The sequence below is a fragment of the Chromobacterium sp. FG22 genome (assembly GCF_057809415.1).
Genome location: NZ_JBMDJX010000020.1, coordinates 26114 through 41634 on the forward strand (window position 1 = coordinate 26114; position 15521 = coordinate 41634).

16 protein-coding genes and 1 tRNA gene are annotated in these 15521 nt (G+C 64.4%); 9 read left to right on the forward strand and 8 right to left on the reverse strand.

The window, feature by feature from the left end; genetic code table 11:
* The first annotated feature begins 308 nt into the window (after positions 1 to 308).
* Positions 309 to 385: transfer RNA gene (locus ACODSD_RS17865), tRNA-Met, on the forward strand.
* Between the two features lie 59 nt (positions 386 to 444).
* Here ACODSD_RS17865 and ACODSD_RS17870 read toward each other — a convergent pair.
* The 5 genes from ACODSD_RS17870 to ACODSD_RS17890 are packed head-to-tail and all read right to left on the reverse strand — an operon-like array spanning position 445 to position 5398.
* Positions 445 to 768 carry a hypothetical protein gene (locus ACODSD_RS17870; protein WP_488877953.1) on the reverse strand — a complete coding sequence of 108 codons (324 nt, stop codon included), beginning with the start codon at positions 766 to 768 and terminating at the stop codon, positions 445 to 447.
* An 11-nt stretch (positions 769 to 779) separates the two neighbouring features.
* Positions 780 to 1775, reverse strand: a complete 996-nt coding sequence (locus ACODSD_RS17875) for a LysR family transcriptional regulator (RefSeq protein WP_488877954.1) — start codon at positions 1773 to 1775, stop codon at positions 780 to 782.
* Positions 1776 to 1791: 16 nt separating this feature from the next.
* Positions 1792 to 2814 carry a histone deacetylase family protein gene (locus ACODSD_RS17880; protein ID WP_488877955.1) on the reverse strand — a complete coding sequence of 341 codons (1023 nt, stop codon included), beginning with the start codon at positions 2812 to 2814 and terminating at the stop codon, positions 1792 to 1794.
* Positions 2811 to 4052 carry a Zn-dependent hydrolase gene (locus ACODSD_RS17885; protein ID WP_488877956.1) on the reverse strand — a complete coding sequence of 414 codons (1242 nt, stop codon included), beginning with the start codon at positions 4050 to 4052 and terminating at the stop codon, positions 2811 to 2813. The genes ACODSD_RS17880 and ACODSD_RS17885 overlap by 4 nt, the downstream gene beginning before the upstream one ends.
* Positions 4053 to 4063: 11 nt before the next feature.
* Positions 4064 to 5398: an MFS transporter gene (locus ACODSD_RS17890; protein ID WP_235087147.1), complete on the reverse strand. Its 1335-nt coding sequence runs from the start codon at positions 5396 to 5398 to the stop codon at positions 4064 to 4066.
* 221 nt (positions 5399 to 5619) lie between these two features.
* Here ACODSD_RS17890 and ACODSD_RS17895 point away from each other — a divergent pair, with 221 nt between their 5' ends.
* Positions 5620 to 6615 (forward strand): 2-hydroxyacid dehydrogenase, encoded by a 996-nt coding sequence (locus ACODSD_RS17895; protein WP_488877957.1) that lies wholly within the window; start codon positions 5620 to 5622, stop codon positions 6613 to 6615.
* Between the two features lie 258 nt (positions 6616 to 6873).
* Here ACODSD_RS17895 and yaaA read toward each other — a convergent pair whose 3' ends face one another.
* Entirely contained in the window at positions 6874 to 7647 is a 774-nt protein-coding gene (gene yaaA / locus ACODSD_RS17900; RefSeq protein WP_107798427.1) for a peroxide stress protein YaaA, read from the reverse strand.
* 135 nt (positions 7648 to 7782) lie between these two features.
* On the opposite strand from yaaA, the gene dtd reads away from it, so the two are divergent.
* Positions 7783 to 8235, forward strand: a complete 453-nt coding sequence (gene dtd / locus ACODSD_RS17905) for a D-aminoacyl-tRNA deacylase (RefSeq protein WP_488877958.1) — start codon at positions 7783 to 7785, stop codon at positions 8233 to 8235.
* Positions 8236 to 8238: 3 nt separating this feature from the next.
* Positions 8239 to 9318: an FUSC family protein gene (locus tag ACODSD_RS17910; RefSeq protein ID WP_107798429.1), complete on the forward strand. Its 1080-nt coding sequence runs from the start codon at positions 8239 to 8241 to the stop codon at positions 9316 to 9318.
* A gap of 56 nt (positions 9319 to 9374) precedes the next feature.
* On the opposite strand, the gene ACODSD_RS17915 is transcribed toward ACODSD_RS17910, so the two are convergent.
* Both ACODSD_RS17915 and gloB read right to left on the reverse strand, forming a co-directional pair.
* Positions 9375 to 11186 carry a lytic transglycosylase gene (locus tag ACODSD_RS17915; RefSeq protein WP_488877959.1) on the reverse strand — a complete coding sequence of 604 codons (1812 nt, stop codon included), beginning with the start codon at positions 11184 to 11186 and terminating at the stop codon, positions 9375 to 9377.
* 326 nt (positions 11187 to 11512) lie between these two features.
* Complete coding sequence (gloB, locus tag ACODSD_RS17920; RefSeq protein ID WP_488877960.1) at positions 11513 to 12277, reverse strand: hydroxyacylglutathione hydrolase; 765 nt, start codon at positions 12275 to 12277, stop codon at positions 11513 to 11515.
* A gap of 13 nt (positions 12278 to 12290) precedes the next feature.
* Here gloB and ACODSD_RS17925 point away from each other — a divergent pair, with 13 nt between their 5' ends.
* From ACODSD_RS17925 to ispF, 5 genes are all read left to right on the forward strand, one after another.
* Positions 12291 to 13016, forward strand: a complete 726-nt coding sequence (locus ACODSD_RS17925; protein WP_107798432.1) for a class I SAM-dependent methyltransferase — start codon at positions 12291 to 12293, stop codon at positions 13014 to 13016.
* A 46-nt stretch (positions 13017 to 13062) separates the two neighbouring features.
* Positions 13063 to 13506: a ribonuclease HI gene (rnhA, locus tag ACODSD_RS17930; RefSeq protein WP_081550245.1), complete on the forward strand. Its 444-nt coding sequence runs from the start codon at positions 13063 to 13065 to the stop codon at positions 13504 to 13506.
* Between the two features lie 70 nt (positions 13507 to 13576).
* Positions 13577 to 14296 carry a DNA polymerase III subunit epsilon gene (gene dnaQ, locus ACODSD_RS17935; protein WP_227104610.1) on the forward strand — a complete coding sequence of 240 codons (720 nt, stop codon included), beginning with the start codon at positions 13577 to 13579 and terminating at the stop codon, positions 14294 to 14296.
* Positions 14293 to 14976, forward strand: coding sequence for a 2-C-methyl-D-erythritol 4-phosphate cytidylyltransferase (gene ispD, locus ACODSD_RS17940; RefSeq protein ID WP_107798434.1), 684 nt, complete (start codon positions 14293 to 14295; stop codon positions 14974 to 14976). The genes dnaQ and ispD overlap by 4 nt, the downstream gene beginning before the upstream one ends.
* Position 14977: 1 nt before the next feature.
* A complete protein-coding gene (gene ispF / locus ACODSD_RS17945) occupies positions 14978 to 15454 on the forward strand; it encodes a 2-C-methyl-D-erythritol 2,4-cyclodiphosphate synthase (RefSeq protein WP_107798435.1) in 477 nt (158 codons plus the stop codon).
* Positions 15455 to 15521 lie beyond the last annotated feature (67 nt).

A 15521-nucleotide genomic window follows, 5' to 3' on the forward strand; every position in this document is an offset into this window, starting at 1 on the left:
AACCGCAGCGGCAATGTCTTCCAAAATGCACAAGATCGCGCCCGCATCGGCAGCGCCTGTTGGCAGACAGGCGGCTGACTTCTCGGGCCGCAATCGCTCGGGGAGAACGACTGCGCTGACCTTGAGTTCACTTTAGACGGTCTTTGTTGATCAGGTGTGTGGTAGTAAAGATCAACTGTTAACAAGTATGAATCGTCTTGGTGCGAACTTTCCCCGCATCAGAAATCTTTTTTCCCAAAACGCTTGACCAGAAAAACGGGGCGGGGTATAGTTCGCTCCTCTGCACGAAACACAGCAGACAGATCAGACGCGGGGTGGAGCAGTCTGGTAGCTCGTCGGGCTCATAACCCGAAGGTCGTAGGTTCAAATCCTGCCCCCGCAACCAAGTTAAAAAACCCGAAGCCAAACGGCTTCGGGTTTTTTGCGTTTTACTTTCCTTCTCGATTAAGCCAGTTCGTTCAACTGCCGGAAAATATCTTCCAGCTTCAGTTGCAAGGGCTCCAGCAGCGCCTGCACTCCGGGGCCGGACAGCGCCCGGTCTTCATGATGGCCTAGCAGGCCGGCCAAGGTGGCCAGCGCGGCGTTGACTCCGCTCAGTTCCACCAGATTTTGCTCCAGCGTCTTTTCCACTTGCGCCAACGCGTGTTCCAATTGCGGCCATTCCGGCTGCGGCTCCCGCCTCAGCTGCTCCAGGTTCTGGCGGAGCAGCGTCAGCATCGGAATCGTCGCCGGCATGCTTGGGGATGGGCGTAAGGCGGCTTGGTCCATGAGTTTGCCTTTCAAATGCCGCTGACGGCGCCCAGTCGTTCACAGGGCGGGTAGGCCAGCATGAATGTCCGGAAAAATTTCAGGAAGGCGGTTTCCGCGACGCTGAGGCTGCGCTCGCGATGCCACATCAGGTAGATGTCGATATCGGCGACGCCTTGTTCCGGCGGCAGCCGCCATAAGCGCTGCTGCACAATGTCGTTGGCGACGCTATGTTCCGGCAGCGCGCCGATGCCGTAGCCGGCGAAGATCATGCGGCGAATCTCGTCCAGGCTGGGAGAACTGGCGACGATGCGGCCGGTGAAGCCGGCTTGTTCGCGGAAAATGGTCAGCGGAGACAGGCAGTCGCCCAGCTGATCGCTGGAAAAGCTGACGAAGTTTTCCGTCAGCAGATCGGTCAGTTGCAAGTCCATTTCGCCAAATAGCCTGTGATGCCGGCCGCAATACAGCGCAAAGCGCTGCGGGAAAATACAGACTTGCTCCAGTTTGTCCACGGCGAAGCGGGACAGGCTCAGGCCCAGGCCGGCTGTTTTCTGCTGCAGCGAGTTGATGATGTCGGCGCTGCGCATCACGTCAATGCGCAAGTCCACGCGTGGATGGCAGCGATGGAATTCGGCCAGACATTTGTCGTAGACGGCTGATTCGATGCGGCTGATGGTCAGCAGGACCACCAGGCCGGCGACATCGTGGTGATGGGGCGTTTGCTGCAAGCCAAGTTGCAGCCGGGACACCGCTCCGCGCACTTCGCCGGCGATGCGATAAACCTCCTCCCCGGCCTTGGTCAAGGCGAAGTGCTGCGGCGAGCGCTGGCTGATCAGGCGCATGTTCAGATGTTCTTCCAGTCTTTGCAAGGAGCGGCTGATCGCCGGCTGAGTCAGGTGCAGGCGGACGGCGGCGCGGCTGATGCCGCGCTCTTCGACGATGACCAGATAGGTGCGCAGCAGGTTCCAGTCCAGGGTGTCGTTAAGCCGGCCGAAGACGGCTTCCACAGTGTTGGCGCGCTTTTCCATGCGAAGCCTCTCGCGCTCAGGGCTGCAGCAGGCCGGAGAAGAACTGTCCGGCGTTGCGGCCCAGGCTGTCCAGGTGATAGCCGCCTTCCTGCACGATGACGGTGGGAAGGCGCAATTGAGCGATCCGCCGACCCAGGCGGGCGAAGCCGGGGCTGCTGAAGGCGATTTTGGATTGCGGGTCCTCCTGGTAGATGTCGAAGCCCAGCGACAGCACAAGGACGTCGGCCTGGAAGCGGTGGATTGCGGCACAGGCCGGTTCCAGTTGTCGGAAGAAGGCCTCTTCATCGCTGCCATGGGGCAGGGGCAGGTTCAGATTGTGACCCTGGCCGGCGCCTGCGCCGCATTCGTCGGCGAAGCCGGCCACCACCGGGTAGAAATTGGTGGGATCGCCGTGGATGGAGACGAATAGCGTGTCGTCGCGCGCATAGAAGATGTCCTGAGTGCCTTGGCCGTGGTGCATGTCGGTGTCCAGGATGGCGATGCGAGGGTAGGCGGGGCGCAGGCTTTCCGCGGCGATGGCGGCATTGTTCAGATAACAGAAACCGCCGGCGCCGTCGGGACGGGCATGATGGCCGGGCGGGCGACACAAGGCGTAGGCGAAGCGTTCTCCCGCCTGGACGGCCGCCGCGGCCGAAACCGCGCTCTGGGCCGACCAATATGCGGCCAGCCAGGTGTCGGCGCCAATCGGGCAGCTGCCGTCCAGCTGGTGTTTGGCGGCTTGGGCCAGGATGCCGCGACCGGCGTTGGGCGAACGCACAAAGATATTGGATATCAGTTCATCGCCCCATTCGCCTTGGCCGGCGGCAAGCCAGGCCTCGTGCCCGTGCTGGAGGAATTCAAGGTAGTCGCGCTGATGCACCGCTTCGAGGGGGGGCATGCCGTGGTCGGCGGGCTCGTGGAGCGGGAATTGCCATTGGCGCACCGCGGACAATAGGGCGTCGATGCGCTGCGGCACTTCCTGCGCTTGGCGCATTTGGCCGCGAGACAGATAGCTTTGCGGTTGATGCCGGCGTTGCAGCGGATGGAAAAAAGTTTTCATGAGGCGTTGTCCTGTGCGTTGGCGCGAGCCAGCACGGCGTGGAGCAGCACATTGGCGCCCATGGCCGCATGCTCGGGTTCGATGGATTCGGCTTCGTTATGACTGATGCCGTCGCGGCAGGGGATGAAGACCATGGCGCTGGGACAGTGGCGAGCCAGCACGATGGCGTCGTGGCCGGCGCCGCTGACGATGTCTTGGTGGGGATAGCCCAGCCGGGCGGCGGCCTCGGCCAGCAAGCGCTGGCAGCCGGCGTCGAACGGAGTGGGCGGGGCATGCCATAGCGTTTCGATGCGGGCGGCGATGCCGCGCGCCTGCGCGACGCCGCGGATCCGCTCGCAGATGTCGTTGGCCATGAGCTGCAGGCCGGCGGCGTCCGGATGGCGCAAGTCCAGGCTGAATTGAACCTTGCCCGGCACGGTGTTGCGCGAAGGTTTGCCTATCGTCAGCTGGCCGCAAGTCCACAAGGCTTGCGGGTAGCGGCTGGGCGCGTCGTTCTCCCATTGCGTCAGGATGGCGGCCGCCGCCTGCAGCGCGTCCCTGCGGTATGTCCGAGGGGTGGTTCCGGCGTGGGCGCCGGCGCCTTCAAGCTCCGCCTCCAGCCACAAGATGCCTTGTCCGCCGCTGACCACGCCGATCGGCAGCCGCCGCGACTCAAGAACCGGGCCTTGTTCGATGTGCGCTTCGAAATAGGCGTCCGGCATGGGGCCGGGCGTTGCGCGCGGGCCCTGACAGCCGCTGGCCTGCAAGGCGGCGGCCAGCGTGACGCCCTGGCTGTCGGCGGCGCGCAGCGCCTGTTCCAGCGGCAATTCGCCGGCAAACACAGAGGAGCCGAGCATGGCGGGCGCGAAGCGCGCGCCTTCTTCATTGGTCCAGCAGGCGATCTCCAGCGGGCGTCGCGTTTCGACATCATGGTCGTTCAGCGCGCGAATCACCTCCAAGGCGGCCAGCACGCCGTAGACGCCGTCAAAATTGCCGCCTTCCGGCTGGCTGTCCAGATGGCTGCCCATCATCACCGGCGCCAGTTCGGCGCAGCGTCCCCGGCGGCGGGCGAAGAGATTGCCGACGGCGTCGCTCTCCAGGCTCAGGCCGGCTTGCCGGCACCAAGTGGAGAACAGCCGCCGGGCGGCGACATCCTCGGCGCTGAGCGCCAGGCGGCAGACGCCGCCGCGGCCGGTGGCGCCGATTTGAGACATGGCAAGCAGGCTTTGCCATAGGCGGGCGGAGTCTATGTTCAGCATGGAGGGGCCCCTCAGGCTTGGTCTGCATGGAGGTGGCGCAGGCGGTCCAGCGCCACGACGGACAGCAGGGAGACGGCGGACATCAGTGAATAGAATATCGCCAGCGGCCACCATTCGCCGTGGTAGCGCTGGGCCAGCATGGTGCCTATCAAAGGCGTCAGACCGCCGGCGATGGCGCCGCAGACTTGGTAGGACAGGGAGATGGCGGTATAGCGCACCCGGGTTTCGAAGATGCCGCTGACGAAGCCGGCGATCACCGAGTAAAAGCTGGCCATGCAAATCACGCAGATGGCGATGCCCATCACCATCAACCAGGCATTGCCGCTGGCCGCGCCTTGCTTGACCAGCACGAACATCGGATAGGGGGACAGGATGGCCAGCGCCGCGGCGATTTTCAGGAAGCGGGCGGCGCCGAATCTTTGGCCCAGCCAGGCGGCCAGCGGCTGGATGGCGAATTGAATGAAGGCGACGTAGAACAGACAGGCCAGAATCGCGGATTTGGCCAGGCCCAGGTATTCGGTGGTGAACACGATCATGAAGGTGTTGGTGAAATAGACGCCGGCAATGCCTATGGTGTTGGCGCCTATGCACAACAGCAGCAAGGGCCAGGCCTTGCGCACCACCTCCAGCAGCGGCGCGGCGCTGGCGGCCCGCTGTTGGCGGCTGGTTTCAAACTCGGGGGATTCGTTCACGCCCAAGCGAATCAGTAGGCCGATCAGCAGCAGGCCGGCGCTGGCGAGGAAGGGCAGCCGCCAGCCGTAGTCCAGCATGGCCTGCGGCTCCATGGCGGTGACCCACTTGAAGGCCAGCAAGGACAGGATCAAGCCGGCCGGGCTGCCGAGTTGGGCAAAGGAGGCGAACAAGGTGCGGCGTTGGCGGCCGGCGTGTTCGCCGGCGATCAGCACCGCGCCGCCCCATTCTCCGCCTACGGCGACGCCTTGCAGCACCCGCAGCGCCACCAGCGCGACGGGCGCCCAAAGGCCGATCTGCTGGTAGGTGGGCAATAGGCCGATGCAGACGGTGGCGATGCCCATCAGCATCAGGGTGATGACCAGGGACTTTTTGCGGCCCAGCCTGTCTCCCAGGTGGCCGAAGACGATACCGCCGAGGGGACGGGCGAAAAAGCCGACGGCGAAGGTGCCAAGCGCGGCCATGCGGCTGAGAAAGGGGTCGCCGGGAGGGAAGAACAACTGGCCGAACACCAGGGCGGCGGCGGTGCCGTAGATGTAGAAGTCGTACCATTCGATCATGGTGCCGACAAAGGCGGCCAGTCCGGCGCGCGCCGGTTGACGGGCGCCTGGGGCAAGCTGCCCGGATTTGCTATTACCTGAAATAATATTTTCCATGTCGGTGGTCCGCCCTTGGGAGAGGGTTGATCGTATTGCCGGCAAGGTGAATTTATTGCGCACAGAGCAGGTGTCGTCAAATCATCAATATGCATCCAGGCTATTACTGTGGTTCATATTTTTCCGGCGTCCTCGGCGGCGGCGGCGTCGAGAGGGAGGCTGTTGCTGGATGCCGCGCTGCCTTATAGTGCTTTCATCCATCCGCATTCAGGAGCCGCAGCATGCGCATTGCCGTTTTCGACGCCAAGAATTACGACCGCCACGCGCTGGAGGCCGCCAATCAAAGCCACCATCATCAATTGCAGTTTTTCGAACCGCGCCTGAACCTGGACACCGTGGGCCTGGTTCAGGACGTGGACGCGGTCTGCCCCTTCGTCAACGACAGGCTGGACGCGGCGGTGGTGGCCAAACTGGCGGCGGCGGGGGTGAAGCTGGTGACCTTGCGCTGCGCCGGCTACAACGGCGTGGATCTGGCGGCCTGCCGCCGGTACGGCATCGCGGTGACCCGGGTGCCGGCCTATTCGCCGCACGCGGTGGCTGAGCACGCCTTCGCCTTGCTGCTGGCAGTGGTGCGCCGCATCCACAAATCCTATACCCGGGTGCGGGAGATGGATTTTTCCTTGGACGGACTGGTGGGTTTCGATTTGCACGGCAAGACCATGGGTGTGTTGGGCGCCGGCCGCATCGGCCAGGCCACGATGTCCATCGCACGCGGCTTCGGCATGCGGGTGCTGGCTTACGATCTGTATCCCAACGCCGAGCTGGCGGCGAGCCTGGGCTGCGAGTTCGTGTCCTTGGAGGAGGTCTGGCGGCAGGCGGACGTGATCAGCCTGCATCTGCCGCTGACGGCGGAGAGCCGGCATGTGGTCAATCGCGAGACGCTGGCGCGGATGAAGCCGGGCGCGGTCTTGATCAATACCAGCCGCGGCGGCCTGATCGATACCGCCGCCTTGCTGGAGGCCTTGAAGGCCGGGCGCTTGTCCGGCGTGGGCCTGGATGTGTACGAGATGGAAGAGGGCGTGTTTTTCGAGAACCTGTCGGAAAGCGGGCTGCAGGACGATCAGCTGGCGCGGCTGCTGACTTTCCCCAATGTGCTGGTGACTTCGCACCAGGGCTTTCTGACGCGCGAGGCGCTGATGAATATCGCCGACACCACCTTGGGCAATGCCGGCGCTTTCGAGCGGGGAGAGGCGCTGGTCAACGCCGTCTCCGCCTAGTTGGGGCTGCTAAGAAAACCGCGCTGAGAAGCGGAGCCAAGGTGTGCCGACGCAGACAGTACAAGTGGTACGACAAGGAGGCGCAACGCAGGGTCAGGGATGCTGTTAGCGGGTCTTAGGGCGCCTGTTTACGATTTCGCGAGCCAGAGAGAGAGACAAGGCGTTGAGGCTGAGAAAGCGGAATGTACGGGGGTACATGAGCATTTCGAAGGGGTTTTCAACGCCGTATCGCTGAAGCGCAGCAGACTTTAGAGGTTCTTAGGGCAGGTCGCGGCGGAACACCCAGTTGAGCTCGCTGGAGGCCGCCGCATCGAAGGCGTAGCCGGCGCTGTCGAAGTGCTTGAGCTGCTCCGGCTGGCTGACCTGATGCAGCGCGGCCCAGCGCGCCATCATGCCGCGCGCGCGCTTGGCGTAGAAGCTGATGATTTTGTACTGGCCGTTCTTGCGGTCCTGGAACACCGGGGTGATCAGGCTGCCGTTGAGCTTGGCCGGCTTCACCGCCTTGAAGTATTCCTCCGAGGCCAAGTTCACCAGCACCGGGTCTTTTCTTTGCTCCAGCACCGCGTTCAGCGCGTGGGTGACGGTGTCGCCCCAGAACTCGTACAAGTTTTTGCCGCGCGGGTTGCTCAGGCGGGTGCCCATCTCCAGCCGGTAGGGCTGCATCAGGTCCAGCGGCCGCAGCGCGCCGTAGAGGCCGGACAGGATGCGCAAATGGTTTTGCAGATAGCTCATCTGCCCCGGCTCCAGGCTGGCGGCGTTCAGACCTTCGTAGACATCGCCCTTGAAGGCCAGCACCGCCTGTTTGGCGTTGGCCGGGCTGAACGGCGCTTGCCAGTCGTGGTAGCGGCCCACGTTCAATTGGGCCAGCGCGTCGCTGATGCTCATCAGCTTGCCGATTTCCAGCGGGCTCTTGGCGCGCAGCACCTGAATCAGTTCGGCGCTGTGATGCAGAAAGTCCGGCTGGGTGTAGTGATCGGTGGCGGCGGGGGTGTCGAAGTCCAGCGTCTTGGCTGGGGAGATGACCATCAGCATGAGGCGAATCCTTATTGAGCAGCCGTCATTGTACTGGACTGCGCGGGGCTTGGCCCGTCGTCGTGACCGGCGGCGCGCTTGGCTCTAGAATGCAGGCCGGGATTTGAATCTATGATGGTCTGGCAAGGAGAGGGCATGAGGGTATTGGTGCAAAGGGCGAGGCAGGCGTCGGTGACGGTGGAAGGGCGCGTGACCGGGGAGATCGGTCCCGGCCTGTTGTTGCTGGTGGGCATTGAGGAGGAAGACGGGGCGGAGGATATCGCCTGGCTGACGCGCAAGCTAAGCCAACTGCGGATCTTCAACGACGAGGCCGGCGTGATGAACCGCTCGGTGCTGGATTGCGGCGGCGAGGTGTTGGCGGTCAGCCAGTTCACCTTGTTCGCCAGCACCAAGAAGGGCAATCGGCCGTCGTATTCGCGCGCGGCGCGGCCGGAGCGCTCCAGCCCCCTGTTCGATCAATTTGTCGCCTCGATGGCGCAGACCTTGGGCAAGCCGGTGCCCACCGGGGTGTTTGGCGCGGACATGCAGGTGGCGCTGGTCAACGATGGTCCGGTGACGATCTGGCTGGACAGCAAGATGATGGAGTAAGAGATGGAAGGCAGCCGCTGGCGCTCCTGGCGCATTCTGCTGACGCCGTATTATCTGAACCTGTACGCCCGGCAGGCGCATGTGCTGCGGGTGGCCGCGGCGTTTTTGGTGGGTTTGGCCTTGAACCTGCTGTTCGAGATACCGCATGGCAGCTGGATGCTGGTGACCATTCTGATCGTGCTGGGCAGCGTGCCGCACTGGGGCGGGGTGAGGCGCAAGGCCTTGCAGCGCATGGGCGGCTCTTTGCTGGGGGCGGCGGCCGGCCTGGTGGCCATGGCCTTGTATCGCCATTCGCCGCTGTCCTGCTATCTGTGGATGACGGCGCTGGTGATGCTCAGCGCCTGGTTCGCGCTGGGCAAGGGCGAGTATCTGGCGCTGCTGGTGGGGCTGACCATGGTGATTGTCGCCGGCCTGGGCAACGAGCCGGTGGAGGCCGCGCTGTGGCGCGGCTTCAATGTGCTGGCCGGTTCCCTGCTGGGCTTGGTGGCCGCCGGCCTGTTTCCTTTGCGGGCGATAGACAGCTGGCGTTTTTTGCTGGCGGACAATTTGCGCGAAGCGGCCACCCTGTACAGCAAGATCGCGCGGCGGCGCGAGGTGGATGCCGGCCTGGCGCTGGAGCGTTTCAACAGCCGCTTGATCCGGATGCGCGCCTTGGTGGCGGCGGCGGTACAGGAGTCCGGCCTGCCCGCGGCGGGTTTCGACGCCATCCAGCGGCGTCAGCGTGCGCTGTGCAGCTTGCTGGACCGGATGGGCGAGGTGGCCCAGAACACGCCGGCCCTGAGCGACGGCGCCGAGCAGCGCCGCGCCATCGTGCGCACGCTGATGCGCGCCGCTCACGGCATGCGCTTCAATCAGCCGGCGATGCTGGCGGAGGTGCTGAGCGAGGCGGTCAGTCCGCTGGCGCTGGACAAGCCCTCGTATTGCCACTGGCTGACCGCGGAGTTCAATCTGGTCGCCGAGCATTTGCGCGAGGATTTGGCGCTGCTGCTGCCCAGCCTGATGCAGGTGCCGCCGCCCAGCCGCGGGGTGCTGCTGATGGTGTGGCACTGGCTGAGCAGCGCCAGCCAGGGGCGCAGCCGTTAGCGGCGGACATGAAAAAAGCCAGGGCCCGCCCTGGCTTTTTTTTGCGGGCCAAGTCCTTACAGGCCCTGGATGCGCACTTTCTGGCCCGGCTGCAGCCGGGTCAACTGGCGGGAATCGTTCCAGCGCTGGATGTCGTTGTGATTGACGCCGAAGCGGCGGGCGATGCTGAACAGGGTGTCGCCGCGCTGCACCACGTATTCCGCCGGCACGCTGCCGGTGGCGCGCTGGTTGATCTGCAGGCCGCTGACTTTCAGCAAGGCGTCTTGCTGAGCCTGGCTGGCGCGGCTGTCCGCCAGCAGGGTCACGCTCTTGTCCAGGGTTTTGTTGACGTTGAGCACCTGGCCGACCAGAACGGTGTTGGAGTCCAACTGATTGGCCGTTTTCAAATCGTCCAGACTAAGGTTGAAGCGACGGGCGACGCTGTACAGGGTGTCGCCCGCGGCCACGGTGTAATTGCCGTCGGCGTCGGCCGTGGCCGTTGTCGCGGGCGCAGCCGCCACGAGGACGGTTTTGGCCGAGGCCGGCGGGGATTCCGGCGCTGCCGCCAGGGCGGGAGCGGGCTGGACGGCGGCCGGCGGCGTCTGAACCTGAGCGACGGGGGTGGCTTGCGGGACGGCTTGGGCCGAGGCGACCATCACCGCCGGCGCGGCGCGCGGCGTTTCCGCCTGCGCCAACAGGGTGGCGCTGTCGCCGCTTTCCGGCAAGGCGGTGTCGGTGGCGTCCAGCGGACGGATGTCGCGCTGATCCTTGCTCATCGCCACCAGCACCGGCTGGCCGGCCTTGAGCGAGCTGCTGCTCAGATTGTTGGCGCTCATCAATTGGCCGGTGCTCATCCCGTGCTCGCTGGCGATCAGGCTGACGTTGGCGTCCGCGGGCGGAGTGTAGACTTCCCAAGTGAGCAGCGGCTTGTCCCACTTGGCCAGATTGGCCTGGAACTTGTCGGCCTTGGCCGCCGGGATCAGCATCTGGCGGCCGTTTTTGTGCGCGTATACCGGCAGGTTGAAAGCCGGGTTCAGTTCTTTGAATTCCCCGATGGACACGCCGGCCAGCTTGGCGGCGATGTCGATATTCATGTGCTTGCCGGTGGAAACCGCGACGAAATAAGGCTTGTTGGGAAATTTGTCCAGGCGCACGCCGAACTTGGCCGGATCGTTGAGGATGTTGCGCACCGCCAGCAACTTGGGCGCGTAGTTGCGCGTTTCGTTGGGCATGCGGATGTTTTCGTACGTCACTTCCTGACCGTTGGCCTGCAGCCGGGCGATGGCGCGGGAGACGTTGCCCTCGCCCCAGTTATAGGCGGCCAAGGCGATATTCCAGTCGCCAAACTGTCCGTACAGGTTTTCCAGGTAGTCCAGCGCGGCGCGGGTGGCTTCCATCACGTCGCGGCGGCCGTCGTACCACCAGGTCTGTTCCAGACCGTAGTGGCGGCCGGTGGCTGGCATGAATTGCCACAGGCCGGAGGCGCCGACATGGGATTTCGCGGTGGGAACGAAGGCGCTTTCCACCAGCGGCAGCAGCGCCAGTTCGGTGGGCATGCCGCGGCGCTCCACCTCGTTCATGATGTGAAACAGATATTTTCTACTGCGGTCCAGCGTGCGGCGGAAGTATTCCGGCTTGCTGGCATAAAAGCGTTCCTGGCGGCGCACGATATCGGCGTTCACTTCCGGCAGTTGGAAGCCTTCGCGCGCGCGCTCCCAGACATTGTCGCCGTTGCGAAGCAGGCTGGAGTTCAGCAGCATCATGTCCAGGCCGGAGGCCAGGCCCTCGTCCACGCCGACGGATTGGCGAAACGCCCCGTCCGCGTGCGCGGCGGAGGCAAATAAAAAAGCAAATGACAGCGAAAGTGCCAACGGGGTGAAGCGATTCATTTGGCGGGCCCGGAATTCTGATTTCGGCTGATGCTAAACAGCCAACATAGGGGTGTCAACCAAAAAACCAAATAACTTCATGTGCTTTGCTGACATATAGGCCATGCAGACTGTCCTGCGCCAGTTATTTTTAACAGTGGCGCTCAGGATTCAGTTCCTTGTCATGGTTTGAGGGGCCGTTCGCGGTAGGCCGCGCGTAGGCGATACGGCCTTGAAAACCGTTTTGAAATACGAATGGACCGCGACGCGCCTTCCGTTTTTCCCGTCGTTTTCCCTGCCGTTTTCGCCGTGTTTCGCCTTGGCTCGCAAGATTGTGAACAAATCCCTCAGAAGCGATTTTTCCACTCGCGCAGCGCGGAAAAGACCTCGACAACATCATTAAGCGGCTGGCCGCTCCAGTGCGCGGCGGACTGGCGCACCGCCGGTTCATGCGCGCGCAGAAAGGGATTGCTGGCGCGTTCCAGGCTGATGGTGGAGGGCAGGGTGGGCAGGTTCTGCTCGCGCAGCTTCAGGTCTCGGCTCATGCGGATGGCCAGCACCGGGTTGCCCGGCTCCACCGTCAGCGCGAAGCGCAGATTGGCCAAGGTGTATTCATGGGCCGGATAGACCTTGGTGGCGTCCGGCAGCGCGGCCAGCTTGGCCAGCGAATCGTGCATTTGCCGCGGCGTGCCTTCGAACAGCCGGCCACAGCCGGCGCCGAACAGGGTGTCGCCGCAAAACAGCGCGTCGTCGATTACATAGGCCAGGTGGTTCAGCGTGTGGCCCGGAACTTCCAGCACCGCGGCCGCGCCGAAGGAGAGCTCGACGCGGGCGCCGTCCATCACCGGGCGGGAGACCGAGACGATGTCGGCCGGGCCGTAGACGGCGGCGTCCGGCCAGCGCGCGGACAGCTCGGCCACGCCGCCGATGTGGTCGGCGTGGTGATGGGTGATCAGGATGGCTTCCAGTTGCAGTCCTTCCCGTTCCAGGAAGGCGGCCACCGGCGCGGCTTCGCCCGGGTCGACCACGACAGCGCGGCCGCTGTGATGCAAAACCCAGATATAATTGTCACTGAAGGCCCCTACCGGGCTGACGGTGTATTTGGCTGGCATAAGGCTTCTCTCGATGAAGAATTCGTTTAGCGACTGGCTGAGCTCCAGCGAATTGGGCTGTTATCTGCTGGAGCGCGAGCAGGCTTATTTCGACCGCGCCGTCGCCGACGTGTTCGGCTTTCATGCGGTGCAGCTGGGTTTGCCGGAAGTCGATTTCCTGCGCGCCAACCGCATTCCCTGGCAGTGCCGCGTTTCGGACTCCGGACCGGCGCAGATTCTGTGCGCTCCGGAGCAACTGCCGTTCGAAAGCCGCAGCCTGGACCTGCTGGTGATGCCGCATGTGCTGGATTTTACCACCGTGCCGCATCAGGTACTGCGCGAAGCCGAGCGCGTGCTGATGCCGGAGGGCCGCCTGATCCTCACCGGCTTCAATCCGGTGTCGCTGTGGGGCGTGCGCCGACTGGTCCAAGGGCGCGAGAACGCGCCGTGGAGCGGCAACTTCCTGTCGCTGGTGCGCATCAAGGACTGGCTGACCCTGCTGGAGCTGGAACCCGCGAGCGGAGGCTTCATGGGCTACGCGCCGCCGTTCTCCCGCTGCGACTGGGTGCAGCGTTTCCGCTTCATGGAGCGGGCCGGGGACCGCTGGTGGCCGCTGGCCGCCGGCGTGTACGGCATCGAGGCGATCAAGCGCCAGCGCGGCATGCGCTTGATCCTGCCCAATTGGAAGCAGGGCAAGGCCAAGGCCGGCCTGGCGGTGGCCGCCGGCAACGAGCGCCATCATAGCCACCGGGAACCATGAAACAACACAGCAAGCGGGGCGCGAGCCCCGGCAATGACGAGACAGCATGACGACTGAAGACAAGGTAGAGATGTATACCGACGGCGCCTGCAAGGGCAATCCGGGACCGGGCGGCTGGGGCGCTTTGCTGCGCTTCAAGGGCAAGGAAAAGGAAGTGTGCGGCGGCGAGGCCAACACCACCAATAACCGCATGGAGTTGCTGGCGGTGATCAAGGGCCTGGCCACCTTGAACCGGCCGTGTCAGGTGGTGGTGTACACCGACTCCCAATACGTGCAAAAAGGCATTTCCGAATGGATCCACGGCTGGAAGGCGCGCGGCTGGAAGACCGCGGCCAAGGAGCCGGTGAAGAACGCCGATCTGTGGCAGCAACTGGACGCCGAACGCAACCGCCATCTGCATGTGGAGTGGCGCTGGGTCAAAGGCCACGCCGGCCATGAGTTCAACGAAAGGGCCGATCAGCTGGCCAACCGCGGCGTAGAGCTGGCCTGAGCCGGCCGCGTCCGCCCTTCTTCTGAAGTCAGAGCGACGCCGCCGCCGGCGGCCGTCGCCAGGATAGCGCATGAGACAAATCATTCTCGATACCGAAACCACCGGTCTCGAACACGCCCAAGGCCATCGCATCATCGAATTCGCCGGCCTGGAAATGATCAACCGCAAGCTGACCGGCAAGCATCTGCATCTTTACATCCACCCGGAGCGAGACATCGATCCGGACGCCCAGCGCGTGCACGGCATCTCGCTGGAGTTCCTGGAAGGCAAGCCCAAGTTCCGCGAGGTGGCCGAGGAAATGGCCGACTTCCTGCGCGACGCGGAACTGATCATCCACAATGCGCCGTTTGACGTCGGCTTCCTCAACGCCGAATTCGAAAGAGTGGGCCTGCCGTCGATCAAAAACCTGTGCGCCAATGTGATTGACACCCTGCGCGAGGCGCGCGACCAGTTCCCCGGCAAGCGCAACAGCCTGGACGCCTTGTGCGACCGCTTCGAGATCGACCGCTCCAACCGCACCTTGCACGGCGCGCTGGTGGACTGCGAGCTGCTGTCCGAAGTCTATCTGTGGATGACCCGCGGCCAGGAAAGCCTGGTGATGGACATCGATGTCGATCTGCCCGGCGGCCAGCATGGCGCGATGGATTTCGAGCGCAAGCCGCTGATCGTCAAGCGCGCCAACGAGCGGGAGCTGGCCGATCATCAAAGTTATTTGAACGATCTGGACAAGTCGGTGAAGGGCAGCTGCCTGTGGCGCAGCCTGGAGACGCCGGCTGGAGAGGGCGCGTGAGCCGCTATCTGGCCTTGGTGCCGGCCGCCGGCCACGGCAGCCGCTTCGGCGCGCCCAGCCCCAAGCAATACCTGCAATTGAACGGCAGGCCGCTGATGTGGCACACCCTGCAGGCGCTGGCCGCGGTGCCCGCCGTGGAGACGGTGGCGGTGGTGATCTCTCCTTGCGACGAGTGGTTCGACGATTTCGACTGGGACATCCCCAAGCTGCAAGTGCTGCGCGCGGGCGGCGTCAGCCGCGCCGAGAGCGTGCGCAACGGCCTGGAGGCGCTGGACTGCGCCGACGACGACTGGGTGCTGGTGCACGACGCCGCGCGCTGCTGTCTGACCGCGGACGCGGTGGAGCGGCTGCTGGCCGAGGTGGGCGACGATCCGGTGGGCGGCTTGCTGGCCCTGCCGGTGCCGGACACCGTCAAGCGCGCCGACGCCGAACAGCGCGTGGCGGTCACCGTTTCCCGCGCCGGCCTGTGGCTGGCGCAAACTCCGCAGATGTTCCGCCGCGGCAAATTGCGGGAAGCGCTGCAAGGCGGCGATCTGGCGGATGTGACCGACGAAGCCTCCGCCATTGAGCGCTGCGGCGGCAAGCCGCGGCTGGTGGAGGGCGACGCCCAGAATTTCAAAGTGACTTATCCGCGCGATCTGGCCTTGGCGCGCGCGGTGCTGGCGGCAAGAAAGGATTGATATGTTTCGAGTTGGACAGGGCTACGACGTGCATCAGATGGTGGCCGGCCGGCCGTTGATCCTGGGCGGCGTGCGCATTCCGCACGATAAGGGCCTGTTGGGCCACTCCGACGCCGACGCCTTGCTGCACGCGATTACCGACGCCTTGCTGGGCGCGGCGGCGCTGGGCGACATCGGCCGCCATTTTCCTGACACCGATCCCGAATTCAAAGGCGCGGACAGCCGCGCGCTGCTGCGCGAAGCGGCCAAGCGCGTGCGCGCCGCCGGCTGGCGCCCGGTGAACGTGGACAGCACGCTGATCGCGCAGCAGCCCAAGCTGGCTCCGTACATCGACGCGATGCGCGCGGCCATCGCCGAAGACCTGGGCCTGGAGATCGGCGCGGTCAACGTCAAGGGCAAGACCAATGAAAAGCTGGGCTATCTGGGCCGCTGCGAGGCGATAGAGGCGCAAGCCGCCTGCCTGCTGATGCCCGTGTAAAACCGCGCCGAGATTCGCCGTTCGAGATTGATGACAGGTGTCCGGCGGCCCGCCCCGTGCCATAATC